Origin of the sequence: Brevibacillus sp. AY1 (assembly GCF_029870785.1) — a bacterium.
Taxonomy (GTDB): Bacteria; Bacillota; Bacilli; order Brevibacillales; family Brevibacillaceae; genus Brevibacillus; species Brevibacillus invocatus.
This window is the reverse complement of sequence record NZ_JAFLPN010000003.1, coordinates 81167-105120: the sequence shown is the minus strand read 5'-3', so window position 1 is coordinate 105120 and position 23954 is coordinate 81167. Positions and strand designations below refer to the sequence as shown.

The 23954-nt window shown below is 42.2% G+C and carries 23 protein-coding genes and 2 pseudogenes; 10 read left to right on the top strand and 15 right to left on the bottom strand.

Going from position 1 to position 23954, the window contains the following annotated elements; translation table 11 throughout:
- Nucleotides 1-81: 81 nt before the first annotated feature.
- The 5 genes and pseudogenes from JZI27_RS05225 to JZI27_RS05205 form a co-directional block, all read right to left on the bottom strand.
- Nucleotides 82-789, bottom strand: coding sequence for a DNA alkylation repair protein (locus JZI27_RS05225; protein ID WP_122909204.1), 708 nt, complete (start codon nucleotides 787-789; stop codon nucleotides 82-84).
- A gap of 89 nt (nucleotides 790-878) precedes the next feature.
- Nucleotides 879-1448 carry an SF0329 family protein gene (locus JZI27_RS05220; RefSeq protein WP_280206976.1) on the bottom strand — a complete coding sequence of 190 codons (570 nt, stop codon included), beginning with the start codon at nucleotides 1446-1448 and terminating at the stop codon, nucleotides 879-881.
- 231 nt (nucleotides 1449-1679) lie between these two features.
- Nucleotides 1680-1997 (bottom strand): annotated as a pseudogene (locus JZI27_RS05215) (DinB family protein); the annotation flags it as partial.
- Between the two features lie 206 nt (nucleotides 1998-2203).
- The gene (locus JZI27_RS05210; protein ID WP_280206975.1) at nucleotides 2204-2512 is read right to left on the bottom strand and encodes a hypothetical protein; all 309 of its coding nucleotides are present in this window, start codon (nucleotides 2510-2512) and stop codon (nucleotides 2204-2206) included.
- A gap of 421 nt (nucleotides 2513-2933) precedes the next feature.
- A complete protein-coding gene (locus JZI27_RS05205) occupies nucleotides 2934-3446 on the bottom strand; it encodes a VOC family protein (RefSeq protein WP_280206974.1) in 513 nt (170 codons plus the stop codon).
- 153 nt (nucleotides 3447-3599) lie between these two features.
- Here JZI27_RS05205 and JZI27_RS05200 point away from each other — a divergent pair, with 153 nt between their 5' ends.
- The gene (locus JZI27_RS05200; protein ID WP_280206973.1) at nucleotides 3600-4421 is read left to right on the top strand and encodes a DUF6597 domain-containing transcriptional factor; all 822 of its coding nucleotides are present in this window, start codon (nucleotides 3600-3602) and stop codon (nucleotides 4419-4421) included.
- A gap of 170 nt (nucleotides 4422-4591) precedes the next feature.
- On the opposite strand, the gene JZI27_RS05195 is transcribed toward JZI27_RS05200, so the two are convergent.
- Nucleotides 4592-4924 carry a transposase gene (locus tag JZI27_RS05195; protein ID WP_280206972.1) on the bottom strand — a complete coding sequence of 111 codons (333 nt, stop codon included), beginning with the start codon at nucleotides 4922-4924 and terminating at the stop codon, nucleotides 4592-4594.
- Nucleotides 4925-5164: 240 nt separating this feature from the next.
- On the opposite strand from JZI27_RS05195, the gene JZI27_RS05190 reads away from it, so the two are divergent.
- Together JZI27_RS05190 and JZI27_RS05185 are read left to right on the top strand one after the other, a co-directional pair.
- Entirely contained in the window at nucleotides 5165-5476 is a 312-nt protein-coding gene (locus JZI27_RS05190) for a transposase (protein ID WP_007786541.1), read from the top strand.
- Nucleotides 5477-5487: 11 nt separating this feature from the next.
- Nucleotides 5488-6402, top strand: a complete 915-nt coding sequence (locus tag JZI27_RS05185) for an IS3 family transposase (protein WP_035317551.1) — start codon at nucleotides 5488-5490, stop codon at nucleotides 6400-6402.
- Nucleotides 6403-6885: 483 nt separating this feature from the next.
- Here the strand turns inward: JZI27_RS05185 and JZI27_RS05180 are convergent, their stop codons facing one another.
- Together JZI27_RS05180 and JZI27_RS05175 are read right to left on the bottom strand one after the other, a co-directional pair.
- On the bottom strand, nucleotides 6886-8523 hold the full coding sequence (locus tag JZI27_RS05180; RefSeq protein WP_280206971.1) for a trypsin-like peptidase domain-containing protein: 1638 nt from the start codon (nucleotides 8521-8523) through the stop codon (nucleotides 6886-6888).
- Between the two features lie 692 nt (nucleotides 8524-9215).
- Nucleotides 9216-9509: pseudogene (locus JZI27_RS05175) on the bottom strand (IS66 family transposase); the annotation flags it as partial.
- Nucleotides 9510-9624: 115 nt separating this feature from the next.
- Here JZI27_RS05175 and JZI27_RS05170 point away from each other — a divergent pair.
- Entirely contained in the window at nucleotides 9625-10935 is a 1311-nt protein-coding gene (locus tag JZI27_RS05170; RefSeq protein ID WP_280206970.1) for a DNA cytosine methyltransferase, read from the top strand.
- Nucleotides 10936-10977: 42 nt separating this feature from the next.
- Here the strand turns inward: JZI27_RS05170 and JZI27_RS05165 are convergent, their stop codons facing one another.
- Nucleotides 10978-11751 (bottom strand): TdeIII family type II restriction endonuclease, encoded by a 774-nt coding sequence (locus JZI27_RS05165; RefSeq protein ID WP_280206969.1) that lies wholly within the window; start codon nucleotides 11749-11751, stop codon nucleotides 10978-10980.
- A gap of 349 nt (nucleotides 11752-12100) precedes the next feature.
- On the opposite strand from JZI27_RS05165, the gene JZI27_RS05160 reads away from it, so the two are divergent.
- Together JZI27_RS05160 and JZI27_RS05155 are read left to right on the top strand one after the other, a co-directional pair.
- On the top strand, nucleotides 12101-13354 hold the full coding sequence (locus tag JZI27_RS05160) for a hypothetical protein (RefSeq protein WP_280206968.1): 1254 nt from the start codon (nucleotides 12101-12103) through the stop codon (nucleotides 13352-13354).
- Nucleotides 13260-14450: a DNA cytosine methyltransferase gene (locus JZI27_RS05155; protein WP_280206967.1), complete on the top strand. Its 1191-nt coding sequence runs from the start codon at nucleotides 13260-13262 to the stop codon at nucleotides 14448-14450. Before JZI27_RS05160 ends, JZI27_RS05155 begins: the two co-directional genes overlap by 95 nt.
- A 678-nt stretch (nucleotides 14451-15128) precedes the next feature.
- On the opposite strand, the gene JZI27_RS05150 is transcribed toward JZI27_RS05155, so the two are convergent.
- Both JZI27_RS05150 and JZI27_RS05145 read right to left on the bottom strand, forming a co-directional pair.
- Nucleotides 15129-15380, bottom strand: coding sequence for a hypothetical protein (locus JZI27_RS05150; protein ID WP_024983574.1), 252 nt, complete (start codon nucleotides 15378-15380; stop codon nucleotides 15129-15131).
- Complete coding sequence (locus JZI27_RS05145) at nucleotides 15380-15556, bottom strand: helix-turn-helix domain-containing protein (RefSeq protein WP_155807955.1); 177 nt, start codon at nucleotides 15554-15556, stop codon at nucleotides 15380-15382. The genes JZI27_RS05150 and JZI27_RS05145 overlap by 1 nt, the downstream gene beginning before the upstream one ends.
- Nucleotides 15557-15999: 443 nt before the next feature.
- Here JZI27_RS05145 and JZI27_RS05140 point away from each other — a divergent pair, with 443 nt between their 5' ends.
- The gene (locus tag JZI27_RS05140) at nucleotides 16000-16161 is read left to right on the top strand and encodes a hypothetical protein (RefSeq protein ID WP_280206966.1); all 162 of its coding nucleotides are present in this window, start codon (nucleotides 16000-16002) and stop codon (nucleotides 16159-16161) included.
- Complete coding sequence (locus JZI27_RS05135) at nucleotides 16161-17711, top strand: recombinase family protein (protein WP_280206965.1); 1551 nt, start codon at nucleotides 16161-16163, stop codon at nucleotides 17709-17711. Before JZI27_RS05140 ends, JZI27_RS05135 begins: the two co-directional genes overlap by 1 nt.
- 73 nt (nucleotides 17712-17784) lie before the next feature.
- Here the strand turns inward: JZI27_RS05135 and JZI27_RS05130 are convergent, their stop codons facing one another.
- Both JZI27_RS05130 and JZI27_RS05125 read right to left on the bottom strand, forming a co-directional pair.
- Nucleotides 17785-19266, bottom strand: coding sequence for a recombinase family protein (locus JZI27_RS05130; protein ID WP_280206964.1), 1482 nt, complete (start codon nucleotides 19264-19266; stop codon nucleotides 17785-17787).
- Nucleotides 19267-19268: 2 nt separating this feature from the next.
- A complete protein-coding gene (locus JZI27_RS05125) occupies nucleotides 19269-19424 on the bottom strand; it encodes a hypothetical protein (protein WP_280206963.1) in 156 nt (51 codons plus the stop codon).
- Between the two features lie 393 nt (nucleotides 19425-19817).
- Here JZI27_RS05125 and JZI27_RS25030 point away from each other — a divergent pair, with 393 nt between their 5' ends.
- Both JZI27_RS25030 and JZI27_RS05120 read left to right on the top strand, forming a co-directional pair.
- Nucleotides 19818-19997 (top strand): helix-turn-helix domain-containing protein, encoded by a 180-nt coding sequence (locus JZI27_RS25030; RefSeq protein WP_481752793.1) that lies wholly within the window; start codon nucleotides 19818-19820, stop codon nucleotides 19995-19997.
- Between the two features lie 716 nt (nucleotides 19998-20713).
- Entirely contained in the window at nucleotides 20714-21145 is a 432-nt protein-coding gene (locus tag JZI27_RS05120; protein ID WP_280206962.1) for a hypothetical protein, read from the top strand.
- A gap of 134 nt (nucleotides 21146-21279) precedes the next feature.
- Here the strand turns inward: JZI27_RS05120 and rlmD are convergent, their stop codons facing one another.
- Nucleotides 21280-22671, bottom strand: a complete 1392-nt coding sequence (gene rlmD, locus JZI27_RS05115) for a 23S rRNA (uracil(1939)-C(5))-methyltransferase RlmD (protein WP_280206961.1) — start codon at nucleotides 22669-22671, stop codon at nucleotides 21280-21282.
- Between the two features lie 126 nt (nucleotides 22672-22797).
- On the bottom strand, nucleotides 22798-23655 hold the full coding sequence (gene mle / locus JZI27_RS05110; RefSeq protein ID WP_122909212.1) for an alpha/beta fold macrolide esterase: 858 nt from the start codon (nucleotides 23653-23655) through the stop codon (nucleotides 22798-22800).
- Nucleotides 23656-23954 lie beyond the last annotated feature (299 nt).

The window sequence follows — 23954 nt, the reverse complement described above, 5'->3', positions numbered from 1 at the left end:
TCCTCTCCATTACTCTTAAAACCAGAATGAACAGGAAAATTTTTCGAATAGCTTAGCAGATGCGTGTGGTAATCAAAGGGATTAACATCTTACATGTTTCCGTTTGAAGCCAAGCTGTCCTTTCACTACTGCCTTTTGAATATTTTCGGAAGCGTTTAGGAACTTGCTTTTTGCTTTATCTTTTTGGACTTCGACCGGACCTACTGCCTTTGCCATTTCGACCGCCTTATCGTGGAGTGGCAAATAGGAAGTGCCCACGGTGTAAATAAAATGATTCATCGCGTATTTCGCTCGTTCGGGAGAATCGTGAATCGTATTTTTCACAGTTTGTAGCATACTGGCAATTTTGCTCTCGGAAAATTCATGATCCGGGCGGTTACCCAAAAGCCAGCAGTAACAACTCCAGCCCGCTGACATTCTCAGCTCTTCGCCGCTCGCGATCCAATGATCGGCGACTTCTTGTGCAATATCTGCTTCAGCCAAGGTTACTGCAACCACAAAATCGGACAGCATGTAAAAATAAGCTGTATCCATCCACCGCTCAAAATCAGCCTTGGTCATTGCATTTGGGTCTGCAATCACACCAGCAAAGTACATGGCATCGTAGTTCCCGGTGGCGTAGAGCTGCTCAGCCAAGGGCTGATTTATCTTGATTTTTCTCGCGATAGGCTTCATATTGCCTGTAGCCACGCCAAAAAGTGGTTCGTGAGCGCCATTGGATATATATATTTTCTTGGTTCGTTCCTTGCCGAGAGCCTCAAGCTCACGCATGATCATTTCAAAATCCATCGCATATCACTTCTTTCATTGGCGGGTTTCCTTAGTCTTTCCTGACTAAAAGTAAGCAACGCTCCACTTTCAATGAAAGCTATTTATTTTCATAATGTACTAAGCCGTAGTTCATAAAAATACTGGACGATTGGATGCTTTACCTTCATCTTCTCGGTCATGTTTAAAATTCGCTTTTTTCCAACTCGTCTGTCCACCAAAGCTAGAATATTCAATAAGACATCATGGCTCTCTAAGCTTTCTTCTATAGAAATAGATAGAAACTTATTAGCTACGACGAAAAAATTTGATTTACTTAATGAAGCCTGCGCTGACAATAGCTCCTTTGCATATACGGATATTTTTTTATTCCTTACAATTACCTTCAGACGATCCTCTGGAACGTTTCCTTGGGTATCTTTTCTGGCTGCTTCAATTTCTTCATTGCTGATGGGAATTTGGATAGCTGAATCGTTCTTAATTTCCAACTCCGTCTGATACCATTTGATTAAAGTAGTTTTATCATTCATATTAAGAAGGTTCTTTTTATCTACCGAAATATAACAAATTCCTGCTTTATCAGGTAAATAACGGTAACCAGTTGCACGGTATTCGACTCTACCATATAACGCAGGGCAGAGAAAACTATCCAGCTGTTGCTTTAATTTGCTCCAGGACATGTATCCTCCTATGTTCTAAAAGCCTGACTAACCAGTTGTTGTGGCTGTCAGGCTATCTTTTCGAAACCATAATCTCTGTTTCATGGTATTATCATGAATCCCTCATGCCACTAGCTTAAGAGGGGAGAGGTATCAATAAATCCATTTTTGAGGCTCTCTAAGTATATATTATCACCATTAACCATTTAAAGTTATATGACTGTGTGATCAAAAATTTCCATCATGCTTAGGTTACATCTTCGGGGCTTCCATACCAAAATTAGCCCATTCTTCTTTTGACGGGCCATAAATACCTGGAACGGTTAAGCCTGCTTGTCGCATAAGAACCGTCATTTGTCCTCGATGGTGGTTTTGATGCAGAAGCAAAAACATCAAAAGAGACCCATTTGGCATTTTTTGACCTAAAAAGTCAATACGTTCTTCTAAGGTCTGATCGATCCATTGCGTTTTTAATGCCTGAACAAATGCATCACTGGCTTGATGGTAGCTGTCTGCAATAAATTGGGCCGAAGCAGGAACAGGCCAATCTTCAGCTGGGGCTTTAGTAGTCTTTGTGTTGCTCCGGCTTCGTACTCCCAAGATTTTAAAGGTTTTTGGATTTTCCTTCCAGTTGCCGATGAAAACACGAGAATCTATACCGACACGTTAGTTCAACTATATTCCCGTTACTTTAACAAACAACAAAAGAGCCGTGACGAAGCAGGCTCCTTAACTATCGTTCCCTTTGCTTTAATTACACCGTTTTACAAACCCTATCATGCTGCTCTGTCACGATACATATACAATGTAATTGCATTTAATAGGATTGTACCGATGAGCAGAATTGCTGGAACAGATGCAATAAAACTTACTGTATCCATTAGAGCAGACCAATCCTCAGCCTTTACACGTTCATAGAAACTACAAATCTGGAGAAACAACGAAATAGAACAAGCACTAATGCTCATAATAGAAAGAGCAACCCAATTTCTAGAACGTTTATCATATCTAGATATAGTAATAGCTGGAAGAATCCATGCGATTGCTCCAAGCACGAGGCTACCAAGATTAAGCCAAGCAATCATATCTAATCCCCCTTTAAATTTTCATTTTCTTCTTTCTTGTTCGGCTATCCTGCCAGTTACTTTCATAATACGAGCATTCGGACAAAAACTGGGAAGAAACTTTAGATGTTATTAAAAGGTTAGCAGAGGAATCCAAGAGCTAAAAAGAGGGGCTGTCGCCCCTCTTTATCATTTCCGCCAATACATCGCATATCAATAATCTTTCCTCACTAACAGTGAACAGCACTCCACATGTGTGGAATGCTCTATATTGTTGTAAAACATTGGATGAATTACGCCTCCGTACTTATAGTCGGAAGTACGAGTCGAAGCAGCATTGGGAGCGAAACGGCTCCCGCCGTCTCAATCCCGCATGTCGCATACTTTTACAATGTGGCGAGTGTTCGCCTGCATCTTCTTGAAGCCTAGCCGTTAATTCCCGTTACTGGCTCTTACTCCATTCTGCCACTCTGCGGTAGCTTTCTTCCTCAGAAATATCTTCAACCCGTGTCATGATAGACCATCTGATGCCAAACGGGTCCAGAATGCTGCAGTAACGATCGCCTGAAACAAAGCTCGCAACCTGCTCTCTGACTGTCGCTCCGTTGGCTACGGCCAAGGCAAAGGTCCGGTCAACGTCGGGTACATAAATCCCAAGCGAATAACACACGTTGCCTTCCCCCGTTGGTAAAACGAGTCGATAGGCTGGGTTTGCGGCACCGAGTTGCAAATATCCGTTGCCAAAATCGATATCTGCATGTACGATCATTTTGTTGCCGTCATCGCCAAATTCCGTTACGCTTTTCGCCTTTGCGTTAAATACGGTTTCGTAAAAGGCGATCGCTTCAGCTGGTTTGTTTACAACGATAAACGGCGTAATAGTGGTATATCCGTTTGGCGTTCCATTTTTGGTGAATTTCCCCAAAGATCCTGCATCGTTTTGGTGGTTGTCCATTGTTATTCCTCCAATTCGTCAAGTCAGCTGACAATTGCGACTTCATCGAAATTGAAATCGGATCGCAACTGCTATTCTTGATTATAGGCGTTTCGTACTTCCAAAGTATTGTAAAAAGGCGACATCGCCGACTTACCGGGAGGTTGACCAGGCATGAAGGAAAAAGACGGCTCGTCGACGCGCGGCATCTTGCATGCGACCGCCGGTCGAGACAAGTTTGCGTTATCCCGTTTCGAACCGGGTCCGTTGCTCGAACCGTTCATCGAGCATTACTGGACTATACACTTCGATGTGCACCCCGAAACGCCTTATTCCCAAACAGTCTTGTCGTATCCGAACGTGCATCTGGTTTTCGAGCACGATGACCTGGGACGCCGGGCGCTGCTGTATGGCATTCCGAAGCAGCCGTTCGTCCGAAAGCTGCGCGGAGTGGGGCGTGTGCTTGGCGTGAAGTTTCGTGCGGGCGGCTTTTACCCGTTTTGGCAGAGAGACGTCTCATTGTTGACCGGGGCGACGGTCAAGGCGTCCGAAGTGTTCGGTTCTGTGGCGGACGAGTGGAAGCACGCAGTGCTGGACGCTGGCGACGATGCAGCGATGGCCCGGCAGGCAGAAATCGCCTTGTCGACGCGGTTGCCGGAGCGCGATGCGCAGGCGGAACTGGCGGCTCGCATCGTGCAGGACGTAATGGACTACCGAGATATCATTCGCGTGGAGCAGATGAGCGAACGTACCGGACTGTCAATCAGGCAATTGCAGCGCCTGTTTCGAAAATATGTCGGCGTTACACCGAAATGGGTCATCAAGCGCTTCCGGTTGCAGGAAACGGCTCTTCGGCTCGAGTGGGACAAGTCGGCGCAATGGGCGGAACTGGCGGTGCAGCTGGGCTATTTCGATCAGGCGCATTTTATTAAAGATTTCAAGTCGGTCCTTGGCCTATCACCGGCAGAATATCGAAAAGGCTCGGACATCCTCTGAAGGGGATTGGCCGCAGGAAGGCAATCCCAGACACTCCGCAACTATTCCTGAGTGCTCTGGCCTTCATCCGCCAACCATCAATACCCCCTGTGTCAGAATAGTTGTCGTACCCCTCTAAAGAACACGTAGCACCAATTTGGCTGTATACCCCAGCTGTATCCACTTGTCGGCTATTTCCACTTTGTCCGATAAGCTGGGTTCACCTTTTTTACAAGATCACGGAGGATCGCGATTTCCAAATCCTTTTCTCCAAGTAGTTTCTTCAGTTGATCATTCTCGGTTTCCAATTCACGAAATTCTCCCGGGCTCGGAGTATAACTCGTTACCGCTTTGGCTTCGGCAGGAGTGTTTTTCCAATCCGCATGTTTCGAATCACGTATCCAACGATACAACATTTTCGCATCGATCCTATGCCGTCTGGCAACTTGGCTTGCATTTCCTGCATCTTGGGCTTCTTGAACCAGCTGTTGTTTAAACTCGATTGGATAGCGTTTTCGTTGCATAAAAAATCCCCCTCTGTTCTTCTGATACCAGCTTAACAAGATAAGGGGGGTAGACTCAAATCCAATTTTGGGGCTTAAGAGGTATCTTTTCTTTCAAGTCTCACTGTCACCTCCACATGCGCCGTTTCGGGATGCTGGTTACTTGTGATAATTTTAATAGCTAACTCAATAGCCCCTTAGGAAACTTGGACACATGGAGTGTAATTTAGTACACTATATGTGAACAGGGGGAAGGCAACAATGAAACGAAAACAATACTCCAATGAGTTTAAAATGCAAGTGGTAAAAGAAGCTCTGGAAAGTGGAAATCGAGCTGCCGTTGCCAGAAGATACGAACTCCACTACAATGTCGTCCAACGTTGGATGAAAGATGCAGATGCAGGAAAGTTCGAGGATTTCAATATGGCTGTGGTCGATGATGCAGGTTCCAAGGCTTTGGTTAAAGAAAACGATCAACTCAAGCGTTTACTGGGTGAAAAGGATTTAGAGATTGCCATCTTGCGTGACCTCATAAAAAAGAAAAACCCTCACTTACTGAAAAGCTTGAAGTAGCCGAACATTATATTCAACAGGGATACGAAGCAGCCTTAGTGCTTCGTCTTATAGGGATTCCGAGATCGACCTACTACTATCATAAGCAACAAAAGACTCAACCACATCTAGAAAAAACAGTACGTGAGGGACGAGAAATACCGGGCTACTCATTCAAACAAGATGGAACCAAGGTTTCCGATGAACAAATCAAGGAGTGGCTGATGGAGAGCATCACTGGAGACGGGTATGCCTACGGTTATCGCAAACTAACCGTTCTCCTGCGCCGCGAGCATGATTTAATTATCAACAAGAAGAAAGTCTATCGACTCTGTACAGAGCTAGATATTCTTCGTCCACAACGCCAGAAACGAACGCATTACCCTAGAAAGCTTGCTAGAAACCGTAACATTACGAATTCGAATCAGCTTTTTGAGACAGATATCAAGTATGGTTACATTGTAGGAGAAGACCGCTTTTTCTTTATTCAGACCGTCTTAGATGTCTATGATCGAGTGGCAGTTGCCTATCATATCGGATTAACTTGTGAAGGAAAAGATGTGGCAAGAACTCTACAACAGGCTCTATGGAAACGCCAATTATTTGAAGATGACCCAAAACCTGTGATCCGATCAGACAATGGACCACAGTTTATTTCCCATGCCTTCCAAGAGGCTTGTGAATCATTCAAGGTTGAACATGAGAGAATTCCGCCCAGGACTCCGAATATGAATGCACATATTGAGTCCTTTCACCGACTATTGGAGGACGATTGCTTATCTCGACACGAATTTGAAACGTACAAGGAAGCGTATGAGGTGGTAACCGAGTATATGAAGTTTTACAACGAGAGAAGAATTCACTCTAGCATTCGTGATTTAGCACCTGCCGAGTTTTATAGACAAAACCAAGTAAGTCCTATCCCCATTAAAGCCGTTCGTGTGTAATAATCTAGAGTCACATGGATTCATACCGGAAAGTTCGTTAGGCTTTACATGGAGAGGCGGGCATGATAGGCTGGGTAGCCTTACGAAACCCTTAGGCATCGGACTTGAGTAAGAAATTATGCCCGTAGAGGCTCCATGTCAAGCCGTTACCGTCAATAGTATTCCTCACCCAAAAACGAAAAGCTATGAAAAAGTAAGAATAAGAGAGTATGTGTCCAAACCTAGGGGGTTAATCCGCTAAATCCTTATTGGTGTGCTGCTTTGAGGATGTCTAAAGCATTTAATTTCACCGTCAGCCATCGCTTGTTACATTACTGTGTGGTCAAAAATGTGGTCACTAACTTTCAGAGATACTAATTAAATTAAAGATGGGTCAGGATACGTTAGATGTATCTTAGACCCATTGTGAGTTTTGATAATATCTCTAGCAACATTATTATTGTGAAATAGTATTATACTAAAATTAAAACGAGCAACCAAAAATTAGTCTTGAAGTGATAAATTTTCTTGATCTTGTCCAATACCGTGTTTCCTAGCTAACTCAATTACATCCGATATTGGGATTATTTCGTTAGGTGATACACCGTCCATTGTTGCTCCCTTTACTGCAATCCCCACAACCTCATTGTTTTCATTAACAATTGGTCCCCCACTATTTCCAGCATAAATAGTAGTTGAGACTTCATAGCGCTTGTAATTGTTATTTTCATCCCTGCTTTTATGAATCCTAATACCCTGAACGAATCCCTTCTGAATCCTAATTTCTTGTCCTTGTCTATAGTTTGGGAAACCAACAAGTTCAATAGGTTGCCCTTTATCAATAGATTCATTATACAGATATCCTAGGCTTGAAGTGTCTATACCTTCTGCGCTTAATATTGCAATATCTTTGTCTTTATCGAAACAAATAATTCTGGCCCATTGATTCTCAAGATAATTCACAGATTTATAGAATTTTATGTAGAACTTTTTTGTAAAAGTACCTTTCTCAGCTATAATATCAATAAAATCTTCAATTACGTGAGAGTTTGTAACTAAACCTATGTTTTTTAGTAGGAAACCAGTGCCTTGACCAGAAAAAGCCTCAGATAGTTCATCATCTTTCGTTATATAATACTGCGTGTCACAGTCTATAACAAATGTATGACTTTCATGAAACTCTCTACTGGATAACGGTAATTTAATAGAAGGCAGGGAATATAATTTTGCAATTTCATTAAATCTCCTAGCTAGTTTCAAGTAAACAGGGTCTTGTCTACCTTTTACATGTCCCACATGGGAAATCATTCCCCTTAAAATACGAAACATGTCAGGTTGCTTTGCCTTTTCTCTTTGGCGAAAGGGGTATTTAGATTCAAATATTTTTTTTGCATTATCGAGATTTTCGATGTTTTTTTCAATACAATTTAATATTGATCTAATTCTCCTGATATATCTTCTACTAACATTTAGCTTTTCATTAACTGTTATTCCTGTGACTGTTTTATTTTCTTTGTAAGAGTCGAGTCTTGTTTTTTCAAAATTGATTTGAAAGCCATTCTTCTCAACTACATTGACTATGTTATCATTCAAAGCAACACTGCCATCTTCTTTCAAGTAGGCAATTTCTTTCGGGAATTTTTTATTGTTTGTTGAAAAAGTAATATCATCTGCATAACGAGTATAATGGCACCACTTTGTGTTTATGGCAATCCTGGTCAGATCTTTATCTAGACTTTTAGCTAGTATATTTGAGATTATTGGCGAAGTTGCTGCACCTTGAGGCAAAAATCCATCTGGGTGACAGCAAATATTTGCTAAAGTAGCAGCTACTTTAGCATTAAATTTAAAATAAGCCATAAACATATGCCTTACTCTGGGGAATTTAATACTCTCAAAAAAATTCTCAAGATCAAAATTAAGAACATATTTTTTATTTAAATGTACAGATGCATTTGTTACAATACTACGATTTTTGACGAAACCGTGGGATCTTTCATGATCATTGAAGTTTAAGGATAATATGTATGCTAGTTTTTGTTGAAGAATAGCTAAATTTGTTGAAGCGGAGTAAATGTTACGTTCACTACCGTTTTTCTTTCGAAGTTTGAACATTCTGTAATTATTAAGTTTATCTCTCACCAATATTTTCCAAAGAAATTCAACCGGAATTTCTAAGAGGGTAGCAATATCCTCAAACTCTGATAAATTTTTAAATCTATTTCTAATATCAGTGGGATTGTTCTTTAACTCAATCTGGATATGACTAGGAATAACACCCTACTCCTTACAATTATAAAATGTGACAAGCAAGTTGAATTCTACCCTTCAAAAGCTTAACGCGTACACATGCGCACAACCATTAAACAAAACAGTAAACAGTGCGCAGATAAATAATACATTTTTATATCAGGTAGCGATTTTCACCACCAAAAGTCAATTACCCACTTGCTTGTCAGTTAGATTATACTATTCTCCAGTTATTTGTAAAATAGAAAGTTAAGAGACAATCTATCGTGCCCTACTGCTAATAGTGTAAATCTCATCCCGATTACCGACAAGGCTTTAACTATCCTTCTTTCAGATCAATACAGCTTAGGCAATGCTTTAATTTAACGAAATTTTAAACATTGAGAATGAAATCACATTTCAATGTTAATGGAACATCTTATTCACTTCTAATTATAAAAGTGGATTTGAGCTGAGAAGGAATCGGAATAACGCTCAAGATGGCGCAAGGGATTCTCCCTGCGCCTCTTACCGTCTTACATACGTGAACGTCAAATAGGCCCCACCTAGTAGGTAGATGGGAGCCAGCGTATGATAGATGGAGATTAAGGAACACGGCAGGTATTCGGCAACGAAGTTGACCACGGCATAAACGGTTCCAGTGCCTTCGGCTCATGAATATCTGAAAGCTGTGGCAATTGTTCGAATAGGTACTGAAGATACCGGAACGGGTGTAGCCCATTTTCTTTTGCCGTCTCAATGACACTGTAAATAGTAGCGCTCGCCGTTGCTCCCCGTGAAGTATTCGCAAACAGCCAGTTTTTACGCCCGATCACAAATGGCTTGATCGAACGTTCACTGCGGTTGTTGTCTAGTTCCAGACGTCCGTCCGTCTTATAAAAAGGCAAAATAAAATAGAACAAATGTTCTGTTACACTTCCATTATCCTCTTTAGTGTGTTATTATTAAATCATAACTAACTTAGTTTTGCGAACGGGTAAAGGAGGGAAATGCATGCGGATTAACAAAGAAAAAGTTAAAGAACTGATGAACAAAAAAGGGATAGCAACTCAAACTGAACTTGCCGAATTACTTGGTATTACAAAAAATCAACTATCCGTAATGCTATCAACTAAATTTAATCCTATCAAAAGCAATGTTCTCAATTTATGTGAGTTATTAGGTGTTACTCCTATGGATTTACTAGAGTCTGAGGAAAATACTGAGGTAGTACATAACTCAAAAAACTTAATGATTGCAGAATCTACGATAGAATATACTGTCCCCAAGACTAAAACAAATTTTACTGTTCTTGAACTTTTTGCAGGTGGTGGCGGTTTGGCTCTTGGACTTGAACAAGCAGGATTAAAAACAACCGCTCTGATTGAAATTGATAAGCAAGCGTGTGAAACATTAAAGCACAATCGTCCTCAATACAATGTAATAAATGAAGATGTTCGGAATATTGACTTTACAAAATTTAATGTAGATGTAGTTACGGGCGGATTTCCTTGCCAAGCATTCAGTTACGCAGGCAAAAAACTTGGCTTTGAAGACACAAGAGGAACTCTTTTCTTTGAGTTTGCAAGAGCGGTTAAGGAAATCAAACCTAAACTATTTATGGCTGAGAATGTAAGAGGAATTATCAACCACGATAAAGGACGTACATTAAAAACGATAATTCAAATCCTTACTGATCTTGGCTATCATGTTGAATACCGTTTAATGAATGCTGTTAACTACGGTGTTCCGCAAAAAAGAGAGCGGGTTGTGATTGTCGGAACCCAAAAGGGGTACAGATTTAATTATCCTAAGCAACATAAAAAAATCCTCACCCTTCAAGAAGCACTAAAAGACGTCCCTAAATCCGAGGGGATGCAGTATTCTGCAAGAAGAAAGCAGGTTTTAGAACTTGTACCTCCTGGGGGGTGCTGGAGAGACCTCCCATTAGAAATACAGAAAGACTTTATGGGTAAAAGTTTTTACTCTGGAGGGGGAAGGACAGGAATGGCAAGAAGATTGTCATGGGACGAGCCATGCCTTACCCTAACCACTTCCCCTTCTCAAAAACAAACAGAAAGATGCCATCCAGATGAAGTCAGACCTTTTACAGTGAGAGAATATGCAAGAATTCAAACTTTCCCTGATTGGTGGGAATTTAAAGGCTCTATGAGCGATAAATATAAACAAATTGGAAATGCAGTTCCTGTTAAGCTAGCTTTCCAACTTGGACAAGCTATCGTGAGTTGTTTATCTAGCCATAACAGTACCAATTTAATTGAAAGTGATTATGAAGACAGCGATCAACTAGCATTGAGCATATAAATGTTTAAGGAGCAATTACTGTTCTCAGTAGTAATTGCTTTCTTATTTTTTAAACCTAGAATTAATTACATCACTGAGTTCATCGCCTACGTCTTTAAAGATAGCTATTAGATCATCGTATGTTGATTGGGAACCACCAACTAAATTCCAAAAGTCTTCTTGCACAAGTAGATCATTGTTGCCATCCATGCACTTCACTTTTCCCCACATTTTTTTGGTATATGGCTGTGGATGAAAAGGATTATATGGTATGGCAAGGAATGTAGAGACATTTGCATCTCTATTAACTGAGTAACGATAGCCAGCCCATCTCAACAACTTTCTTTTATGGTACTCGAACTCTCCTTTATTTGGTTTAACCGTCTTTATATCAATATAATATTCTTCACCGTTCGGTTTTCTTAAAAAAATATCTACAACAGAATCATTTTGAACCTGAACTTGTCGAGCAGGATAAATGCTGTCCCTTATTTTTTGTAACTCTTCGAGTTTATCCGCACTACCATTTGATTTGTCCGACTCCCACATTTCATCTATAAGTTGGGAAGTTCGTAAATCAATGTCCCCTTCGAGTTTATATTGTTTTTCTACATGATAATTAGCTGCCCTAGCTAACATCATTGTTAACTGTTCATAGATTGACATTCCAAATGTTGTATAAAAAGAATGTACTAATGAAGCAGTTAATACTTTGTCTTCGGAAAAGATGGCTGTAAAAAATGGCTTATGCTCTGATTCTGGTTTATAATTTTCAACTTTCGATATTAGTTTACTCCTGATTAATTCTCGAATTTCTCCCTTTACCGCTTGATTCACAGATACCATCCCTTCAAAACAATAAAGATAGGTAGATTATACCACGGCTACATATATGAAGATAGGCAGTGTATCCCATCAAAGAAAAACAAATAAGGATAAAGTATCGGGATCAAATCCGATACTCTATCCTTACTCATCATCCGCCAATACATCTCATATTACTTTTCGTTTCTAATTAACAGTGAGCAACATTCCACATGTGTTGAATAGACAGTGAGAACAAAGTACGTTGTGTCCAAAGGAAGCGGGAGTATTCGCTGTATTACCTGTTTATATCCCAATAGATGGTTAAGTCCAAATCAGTTATAATCTACATTGTGATATTAACCTTTGGGAGCGATCATTTATGGGGGAAAGTAAAGAATCAGTATGGGCAGATCAAATGTTAGATAAAGCCCAACTTGTTAAGCCAGAAACTCATGAACAAAATTTAGCCGATACATTGATCGATTTGTGTTACAATGCAGTAAAGAGAACCAATGTTCCTATCGGAATTGCTCTGGCCGCATCATTCGATTTATTGGTAGGTGCCGAGTATTATAGAAGCGTAATCAACAGAGGGTGGTGTTACTGTCCGGAACACCAATCCTTAATTTTCCCTTATACCAATACTTGCCCTGCATGTGTACTTTCGGGAAAATTTTATTTTCATCGTTCTAATAAACCGGAATCAGGAAAAATTGGCACTGCAACATCCCGTTTGCTTTGTGTGTTTCTGGATAGGCTTTTTGTAAAATCATCAAGGAACTTTAAGATTTTCAAAGGCAGTGAACCTATCGATATTTTAATACACGATGAGCAAAAAAACATATTGCTATTGGCTGAAGTTAAAGCTGCGCCGCTAATTACCCTGCCATTATTGGTTCGATCTGAAGAAAAAATTACTGATTTAGTCGATGGTGAAATAGTTGAAATACCTCATTCTGCTGTAGACAACTCATCTTTATCTTCATCAAATATTTGCTTGCTTCTCCCTATTTTTCATAATGGGACTTGGCAAAGTAAATTTGTTGAACTTCAAACGAAAGATGATATTTTAACAAATACTATTTGGGCATACACCCAGCTTGAAAATATTATTAGGGGAAATGATGATCTTTTTGATTTATACTTAGATACTTGGAAAAGGGCATTTGAAGCATATCAAGTGGCTTATCACGATAAAGACAGATCAAGCAACATATTCTGGTTGACCAACGCTTGTGGACAACCTAAGCCAAGACCTGTCGATTGGCCTGCCAGATCAGGAACAGGCTATGAATCTGTTTCCGATGGAAAAACTAGTGTGGGCATGGATAGAACTGACGATATTAAAAAAGGAATTTATCAAGTGTTAAAGTTAGGCGCTGAGAGCAAACCTATTAACCAGCAATATCAGATTAAAACCGCACTAATATCAAATATACATGCTGCAAGACATTACGACGAATATCTAACCTCATTACAAGATGTAGTTTGGGCTTTAGATGAAACAGGATTAGCGAAGAAAGCAGGTGAACTTGACAGTGAGACACCAATCTACAACTTATTTGACGGAATCATTTCCTTTACACGAAATCACCCTAGAGACGAATGGATTAGAGAAAACTTCCAATTCTGATGAATCAGGTGCTGTTGTTTTTAATCATGTCTTTCGTCGCTCAGGTTCTGAAGTACAAAAAAGGATTAACGCATTAAAAATTGGACAAAAAATGCAAGACCTTCCTGAAGAACTTTGGCATGATAGCTTTCGTTATTATGTAAAGGAAGACCCAAATAGACGCGGCGGCCCAAACATGCGAATGATACGCCTCGATCCGTCTAAACCTTCTTTAACGGTAACTGGATATATCTTTAATAAGTTTGTGCATCCTTATGAGAATCGCTTTATTACCGTGCGCGAGGCTGCAAGACTTCAGGGCTTTCCAGATTCATTAAAATTTGAAGGCTCATTAACCAGTACGCAAATGCAAGTTGGCAATGCAGTGCCAGTACAATTGGCTAAAGCGGTTTTTGAAGCGGTACTAATTTCTGTTAGAAAATTGGGATATGGTAAAAGAAACTTAACTGCTTTTAGTCTTTTTAGCGGTGCTGGTGGACTTGATATCGGTGCGGAGCAAGCTACATATAAATCAATGAAAATAGAAACCTTAGTTACATTAGATAATTGGAAAGACGCATGTGATACTCTTAGAGGATTCTACCAAGGGCGAGCAAGCGTTTTGCAAGGAGATATTTCAGAGATACAAGACCCAAAATTATTATGGCATCAAGAATCAAAATGCGATCAGGTTCCTGATATTGTATTTGGTGGGCCGCCCTGCCAGGCATTCAGTCAAGCTGGTAAACAAAAGGCAACAAATGACCCAAGGGGAAATCTGATTTACGAATACCTCAGATTTATTGAGAAAATTAGTCCCCCGTTTTTTGTAATGGAAAATGTAGCGAACTTAAAAGGAGTTCAACGCGGGGAACTTTATCGCGACATTTTGGAGCGTATGTCTAATCTTGGTTACAATGTGACTGTTGCCCCGCTTCTAGCGGCGGATTATGGTGCACCACAACTTAGAAAACGTCTAATTTTCTTAGGCTGTAAAAAGGAATTAGGGGTTATGGAACTCCCTGTTCCAACCCATAGTGATACTCCCGATTTATTATCGCCAAACCCATATGTATCGGTGGGGGAAGCCTTTAAAGGTTTACCAAGACTTGTTTAACACTGCTAAAGTGAAGTGTCGTTTTCGTCACTTCAAAACGCAAAGTGAAGTGTCGTTTTCAGCACTTCATGAAGTGTCGTTTTCGTCACCCTAAGTATATTAAGTAGAACTAGAGAAAGTTAAAGATTGAAGTATAGAAAGCCTGTCTGCTGAACAGATTTACAACTTAACTTTACTGATTACCCGCCCATGGCGGGTTTTCTTTATGAAAATCATGTTTTTTGATGTGGTAGCCGTTCGCTTCGCTCACGTCTACTCACATGCGGGCTACGCTGCGCTTCGCCCGCTGAATTGAGGAGGGGTTATTTATTCTTTGGCTGGGGGGGAAAACAGGTGGTTTAGGAAACTTTACTCCCCCTAATTTTAGGGGAAGAGTAAAGGAAACAGGTGGTTTGAGGTTTCCTACATGACATCAGACGCGCTCAGGTACGGCTTTACCGCGTTTATGATAAATCATAAGTCTGCCATGACTCCCTTGCCTTTCGGCAACCGTGACGGGGCTACATAAGGTAGAATCTGAGGGATGCAATGATCAGTTGCGAGTTGTCCCTGTACCGTGTAGTATTCAAACCAGTAGTACAGGGGCATGCTCTTCTAACGAGCGACACACCGACTGATTAGTCGGGACGGTTATTTAACGTGTGCTACCGTAAAACCACGGAAGATATACTTATGATTTTAAAGAGAAAATTCGTCTTTTCGGGCTGGGAAAATAGAATCAACATCCCAGCCCTTTTTCTGTAAAAAGGCAATAAGATCAGATTCAACAATAAGATACGGTCTTGAGCCGACTCTTAAATTGGGAGGTACACGTTCAGCACGTAGCCCCTCCCTCTCAATCCACTGCCAAACCCGCTCCTGTGTTATCATTCTGCTACGGCTAGAATTGGTCAGCATGTTAGCAACCTCAGAAATGGAGTAGTAATTCATTACTGAATCCCTCCTTTACCGTAAAAAAGGTTCTCAACGTCTTTGTGTTCGATCATCCAGCGTTGGTTAACCTTGTAAGCCTTTAGTTTTCCAGCATCAATCCATTTGTAGATAGTCAATTGAGTAAGCCCCAGCATCGTGGCTACCTGGCGGGGCGTATAAAATTTGCTCAACATCGACAAAAAATCACCTCTTTACTGTTTTGTTTGGATAGTATAAGTAACCGTATAAAAACGCTAACTACGGAATGTAGAATCTCCTTCTGACAAAAATATAGGCAAAACGAAATCAACATTTTATTTCAATAAAATGGAAGTATCTGCACTAAATAATGCTTCGTTCTTCATCGGAGTTACCTTAGTGAACATCAATTCAGTACCGAAATAACACAAAAGGGAATTTAGGTTATATTTGGGAACAGAATTTTCGGTGCGCACAAAAGATTGAGGAATTTATTGTACTCATATTTCAAGCGTTACCTATCCCTATCTGAGAATCAATTAACTATCAGGCAGTGGGTACCCTATCCAATAGTTCTGTTGCCCCGCTCCCGCCCCTAATTTTTTTCGCAACTGTTTCCGCACTCCCCACGATAGGGACGGTGAGGAGGGGATAACTGATGAACAAAGTAGATCGTTTGTTTATCGGAAGAAATTCATTGGAGGAAGCATTGATCTTTATTCTGAATGGTCAAATTGACAAAATTTTATCAGCCGCTTACGATAGCGATAAAGCGAATACTCCCCTTTCTTGCGTGGACAATGAAGGGGGAAAAAACTAATGATGAAAGTTGTCATTTATGCCCGTGTAAGTACTAAGCGAGATGCCCAAAAGAACAGTCTTGAAAATCAAGTATCCTACGCTATGAACCTGGCTGCACAAAACGGCTGGACAGTTGTTGGTCAATACATTGATGATGGTATCAGTGGAGCAACCAGGAACAAGCGTGATGGCATCATGCGTTTGCTCAACGATGCAAAAAAGAAAAAGTTTGACGCTGTAATTGCAAAATCCGTATCTAGGCTGGGAAGGAACAGTGTTGAGAATATGCTGACTGCCTACGAAATAGAGTCCGCTGGAGTTCGATTGATTCTTCCTGAGGATAACTATGATACGGAAACAAGCACAAGCAAACTCATGTTTAACTTGAAGGCTGTACTTGCTGAGGAAGAAAGCGCAAAACTGTCTGAGCGGATAAAGATAGGATTGCGGGCGAGTGCAAGGCAGGGAGTTTACAAGGCTTCCCTCCCCGCATTTGGTTACAAACGTGACCCGTTTAATAAGCGGCTGGAACTGGATGAAGATTATGCCCCCATTGTCAGGGAAATCTTTGACCTGTATCTGTATCAAGATTGGGGCATGTACAAAATCAGCAACCACCTAATTGATCGGGGCATTCCAACTCCAAGAACCGTATCGGGCGGTAGTAACGCAGGGGAATTATGGCATCAAAGCACGGTAAAACTCATTTTGAGTAACATAGTTTACACAGGTACGCTTGTTCATCATCGAGAAGAAACAAAGGACTTCATTTCCAAGAAGCGTAAACGAGTAGAACCAAGTCAGCAGATTGTTTTTGAAAATGCCCACCCTGCCATTATCTCTATGGACGAATACAACGCAGTTCAAGAGAAGATGAAGCAAAAGGGCAAGAACAAAAGCAACGGACGCGAGAGTCTATTTGCTCACATCGCAGTCTGTGCTGATTGCGGTAAGGGAATGGTTTTCCGTACCGACAGACGAAAAAGCGGGGCTTATGTTTGTGGGGGCTATGTGAAGCATTCACGATCTTATTGTTCCTCACACATCGTAGAATCTGATACGTTACTACGAGCGGTAAAAGATGATCTAAAAGAATTAATTGCTGATAACGTCAAGATGGAAAAGCTGTACGGGGCGGTAAATGGCAAAGCCAGTGAACAGCAAGCCAAGTATGCCAAAGAGTTGACCAACATCAGCAAACGGTTGAAACAGCTTAATAAAGAATTTCAAAGCCTGTTGCAACTGTACTCTGAAAAGGTTATCGACATCGTACAATTCAAGGTACAGAACGAACACATTCAAGAGGAACAAACTAGGCTAACTCAAAAGAAGGCTGAGATTGAATCGCTGCTTGAAACGAAAAAAGACATGGACGAACAACTCCATGCCTTTAAAAAGCAGATAGCCCGCTTCGCAAAGCTAGACATCGACGATGAACAAGTTTTGAAACAGGTTCTTCAAAGACTTATTCAGAGAATAGAAGTCAATGAAGATGGCACGATCAAAGCAATTCATTATAACATTACCCGCCCTAATTCGGTCAGGGCGTTGGAAAAACGAGGGGCTTAGTCATTTGCCCCTCTTAATTTTAGTAACACTGTACACTCCACATGACTGGACTACTGGTCACTGGTAAACTTGCCTAGATAATGGCGGTGGCGGCGAACTTATATTGAATGTTCGCCGAACCATCCGCCTTGACTACAATCTTATTTACTAAACGATGAAGTATATCGGGCGTTAGTTCCATCAGTCCCATATACTTCTTTAGTTCCCTCTTTAATCGCAACATACTTTCTGCACCGCTACTACTGTTATTCACTGTAAGTCTCATTAACTTGGACTGCAAACCTGCAATTTCCTCGTTATTACTCTGAATTACTTCTTTATATTCTTCTTCCGTTATCATTCCACTGGCAAGAAGTTTGATGAAGCCCTTCTTTTCTTCCCTCAACTTCTCAATTTGTCTCGACAGGGATTGAACCTGTTTTTCCGTTTGTTTAGCCACCTGCTTAACTTTGAACTCTAGTTGTTCCATTACGCCCTTCTTGTTGAGCGTTATTGTCAGGCAGCGCAGGTCATCCAGAATAACCCCTGTAAGTTCGTTCTCCTTGATGCTATGTTGGCTACAGGCATGTTTACCGTGCTTGTAATAGTTTCCGCAAACGTAACCTTTACGATGATGGACATACCATAAGCTTTTTCCGCAGTCCGCACAATACAGGTGATTTGTGAACAGATGCTTTTTAGCCTTCGGTTTAGCCTGTTGTTGCTTCCGTCCTTCCATATACCTCTGAGCCGCTTCAAAGTCTCCCCTAGAGATAATGGCAGGGTGGGCGTTCTGAACAACTATCTGCTTCTCTTTCGGCAGTTCTTCGCGGCCTTTAATTGTAACACTTGTTGTCGTCTGCCTGCCTTGCACCAAATCGCCGACATAATGAGGATTGCTCAGAATAATTTTTATGGATGAACCATGCCAATATTGCCCTGCATTTTTCTTACCAATGATTTGAGCAGGTGTAGGTATTCCTTCTCGTGTCAGTGTTCGTGCGATTGCATCAAAACCCTTACCATCAAGGTACATACGGTAGATGCGCTTTACAACGTCCGGTGTGCCATCATCAGCCATAATCAACTTGCTTTGTTGAAGTCTGTACCCATAGGGCGGAACCGAACCTTTGAACTCACCTTTTCGCGCTTTACTGCTGAGGGCGGCTTTGATTCGATTGGACGTGCGCTGTGATTCCTGCTCATACAACCACGCATATAGGCCAAACATTTCGCTATTACCCTCTAGCGTGTTAATCGCGTTGTCCAAAGTGATGATGTGAATACGGTTCTGCATGGCAATGTCCCTAATTTGGTACGACAGCCCACCGTTACGTGCTAATCTCGAAAGTTCTTTGGCAAGAATAACATCGAACTTTCGAGCCTTCGCATCTTCAATCATTCTAATTAGGTTTTCACGTTTTTCCGTTGTTCCACTCTCTACATCGACATACAGATGGTGAACGTCCCACTTCTTGCCCTCAATGTAGTTATAGAACAAACTTCTTTGGTTCTCTAACGACAACTTCTGCTCATCTTTGTCTGTGGAAACTCGTATATAAACTGCGCATCTCATAGTTAGGCCACTCCTTCACTATGAGATGTATTGGCGTTACCATCATTATACTGGAAATCGGCTGCCTGTTCTATCAATCTGTCGATTTCCGAGTAAACGAGCGGCATAAACAGGTCTAGGAATGTTGCGCTGTCATCATAAGTACGTTCGATTTTCATTCGTGATTCCTCCCTTGACGTTATCGCACTAACAATCGCGGCAGGAAGACAAATAATTGCGAGATAGTACCTAATTTTTAACACGCTAAAAATACGGGCGGCATAAAGCAACAAGATGATGCTCAACCCGATTAATTAACGCGATAAAGTAAACCTCTTAATATCTTTCGTTAGCAATCTCGAAGCAGTATTATTTCTGGTTCAATCAACGAATTATCAAAATAAGAAATCACAGTTACTTCCATAAAGTACCTATTCCTATTAACTTCGCTCTGCTTCTACCTATTAAGCCGACAGACTTCCGCACAAAACAAACCCTTCGATTTCGCGCGTAATGTTATAAAAACCAACGATTTACTTTTAATAGGGATAGAAAATTAAAAAGAAGGAGGGGTGGCGGTGGGGAGATATATTTCTGTTCGGGATGTCATGCAGGTCTTAGGGGTATCTAAAAGCACCGTTTATCAACTTTGTAAGTCGAATGTTCTTCCGCATACCCGTTTGGGTGGTTGCATCCGCTTCAAAGAAGCTGACATAATCCAATTCATGGAGGAAAACAAGCAGGGAAGGTAATAAGCTATTCTGCACCGTGGTAGCGACTGTGCGCTCATAGCGGCAGGACTTTAGCCAGTAATTAAATAATGAATAAACGTGGTTACAGGAGAACACGAAAAAAACTGGCTCGACTTTCACTAGTCGATGTAGCCCCGTTAGACGGTTAGTTATTTAATTTGAGTTAGTAACTCAAATCTCAGATTCTACTTTAACAGTAGCCCCGTCACGGTCGCCATATGGCGAGGGATTCATGACAGAGTATGTTTTTATATACACGCGGTAAAGCCGTACCTGAGCGCGTCAGATGTCATGTAGGAAACCTCAACCCACTTGTGTTTTCCATTCCCCTCCTTGTATAAGGGGAATAACGTTTCCTAGACCCACCTGTGTTCACCCCAAGAAAATTCAGGGCGACAGCCCCGTGAGCGGAGCAACGCGGAGCGAACCCTCTGAGCGAAGCGAAGCCTTGACCGAGCGAAGCGAAGGGCAAGGGGATTGTTAATTCCTTAGACAACCTTGCATAATGGGGTGGAGTGCCTAGTCTTCGGGTAATTACCTCACAGTTAGAGTTTAGGTTCGAATTGCACGCCTGAAAATTTTTAGAATATCGGTTAGGCGTAAAAAACTGCTTTCAACAATTTTCTACATAATACTAACAGGAGTATAAACGAGGAAAGTTATTCCGTTTTTTGATATACTTATTTTCAACGGGGATTATTTAAGGGGAGAAAACAATGAACCGGATTTGGACATTAATTTTATTGGCATTAATGATTGGACTGTCAGCTTGTTCTCAAAGTCAGGAAGAAAAATTACTTGAATACTTAGATGAAAGTACCTCTTACAACATAATATCCGAATTTAATAATGGTGTCCTAAATATTGAAATTCCGTTGCTAGATGAGGAGAAAACATGGAGTCAAGATGGAGAATTACATATCCAATTAGAAACAAAAATATTACTTGATGCGGTTAAGAAATCCCCTAGAAAAGAGCTAAATCTTTTTGAGGAAGTAAATCTTCATTACATCACAAAAGAAACAAGTAAAATTGTAGCCGAAATTCAAGTTAAAGGCAGTACCCTAATGGATACTGATTGGGAAAACCTAGACACAAACGAAGTTCCAAAATATGTTGACCATTATACGTTCAAAGGGAATAAATAATTTCACTAATCATTTTCTGTAACCAAACGACTACCTAACCTCAATAAGCGTTCTTCAAAAACCAACTTCTATTTAAGCACAAAAAAGAGGGGATTTCCGCCCCTCTTTACTATTTCCGCCAATACATCTCCAATTTAATTGTCCTTCCGCACTAACAGTGAACAGCACTCCACATGCGCCGTATGCGGAAACATATCCACCGGCTGCACACTCACCAGCTCATACTTTCCGAGCATCTTCCCAACATCCTTTGCCAGCGTGGACGGATTGCAGGAAACATAAACAATCCGTTTTGGCAGCACCTCCAGCAACGATCGGATCAAAGCATCATCCAACCCGGTTCTGGGTGGGTCAACTACGACGACGTCCGGGCGAACACCTTGCTGCTTGGCCCATTTGGGCATCAACACCTCGGCTTTGCCCACGTGGAAGCTGGAGTTGGTCGCGCCGTTGCGTTCGGCGTTGCGACGGGCATCCTCGACGGCTTCGGGGATCATTTCAATGCCGCGCACTTCACGTGCAAAGGGAGCCAGCCACAGACCGATGGTGCCTGTCCCGCAGTAAAGATCCAGCACAAGCTCCGTTCCCGTCAGTCCAGCCGCTAGCTTCACCTGATCATACAGCTTTTCGGTCTGCTCGGGATTCAACTGGAAAAAGGCGCGAGCGGACAGGTCAAATGACAAATCACCCAGCTTTTCCGCGATAGAGGGCTTGCCCCAAAGGGTGACCGTTTTCTCGCCAAATACGATTGAGGTCTTCTGCGGATTTACGTTTTGCGTGATGCCGATTAGTTGGGGGAGACGTGTCCGCAGCTCCAGCACGAGTTCCTTGACGCGGGGAATGTCTGGCGTAGCGGTGACCAGCGTCAGCTGAGTCTCTCCTGTAGCAAAAGCCACCCGCGCGACGATGGTGCGAATGACACCTTTGCGCTTTCGCTCGTCATACGAGGGGATGCCAAGCTCCTCAATAATTGTCTTCGCTGCCTGCACGATCTGGGTGGTCGCCTCATGCTGTACCTGGCAGCTTTCCAGATTGACCAGCTTATGGCTGCCAGTCTGATAGAGACCGGCTACCAGCTTACCGTCCTGACTGCCTACCTGAAACTGTGCCTTATTGCGATACGACCATGGGTTGTCCATTCCGATAGTGGGAGAGACAGGAGGATGGTCGAGTTTGGCGTATTTGCGAAGTGATTCGATGACGATTTCGCGTTTGCTGGCGAGCTGTGCCTGGTAGTCCATGTGCTGCAAACTACAGCCACCGCATTCCTCGTAGACGGGACAGGGAGGCTTGACTCGGGCAGAGGATTTTTCTACTACGCGTAAAAGCCGGGCGATGGCGTACTTCTCGCGTGCTTCCGTAACTTCGGCATGTACGACCTCGCCGGGTAGCGCTTTATCTACGAAGACGATCTTTCGCTTGAAATAGCCGATGCCTTCGCCGTTGATGCCAAGGCTTTTGATGGTGAGGGTCATTTGCTGGCCGACACGGATGCTGGCGTCTTGTTCCTTTGGATATGGTTTCATCTGGTCCGTTCACCTCACGATTCGATTATGATCCTATTATAACGAGTTTTCCGGTTTTAAAAAGAAAAAGGGTTACACGTGGCAGAGCCGAATGTGTAACCCTTTTCGTATTTCGGTTTCGCCTATCTAGCTGGCAGTGTGTGCTGCGATGGCTTTGATGATGGTCTCCCAATCGTCTGGATGGAGCTCGTGCCCTGTGCCTTCCAGCGTGATCAGCTTGGCATCTTGCAATTCCCGGGCGAGGACAACACCGTGCTGATAGGGAAGGATGGTGTCATCTGTGCCGTGAATGACTAGAGTAGGCACACGAATATCCGCCACCTTCACCTCATACGATTCGTTTTCCTGCAGCAAAGCGTGGTTGAACATGCTGAGCAGATTACGGGCACGCTTGATCTCAGCTTTTACTTGCCTGTATGTCCGCGCCTCGTCCAACACATGCTTGGAGCCGCAAAGCATTCTCGAACCGGCTACCAGATAGTCTGCGACAGCCTCTTCGTCTGACCAGTCCAGTGCGGCGCCTCTCGCATGGTGAGCGAGGATTTCCTCGTCCATGGGCGGCAGCTCTGCCTCATTTACCTCATGAGCAGGCCCGTAAAATCCGGAGGCATGCAGCGTGATGCTCAACACCCTCATGGGATGCTTGACTGCCATGATTTGGGCAATCATTCCACCGAGCGACATGCCGACGAGGTGAGCCTGACTGATCCCGTATGCATCGAGTACACCGATGGCATCGTCAGCCATGTCTGCTACGGTATAAGGGGCTGTGCCTGGTTCATAGGTCGTCGAGCGGCCCGTGTCACGATTGTCGTAGCGGATGACGAATCGTCCAGTGTCCGCCAGGCGCTGGCAAAACTCCTCGTCCCAATAGACCATGGAGCAAGTCGCTCCCATGATGAGCAGAATTGCGGGATGGGCAGGATTTCCAAAACTCTCCGAACATATGTCAATACCTGAGATGGTGTGAATCTTTTCTTTCATAGCCAATCTCTCCGTTTCATTCGTTATTTTAGCAAATAAAAAGCATGTTCAAACAAACCCAAGCAAATGCGAGGAAAAACGCTGGGTTTTCTTGACAAGTATTTTTATCGCAAGCGAATGAAATGGATGTTCATCATGGCATGATTCCCCTTTGTAACAAGGAATGGGCTTCGTACCCACCTTCGATTATAACAAATGGACATTCTTATTCAAAACCATTATATTTCTAGGAAATTTACCTGTAAAAAGCGGATGGAGTCAAACGAGAAGCGGTGATTTACGGGGAAGAGGGTTCACCT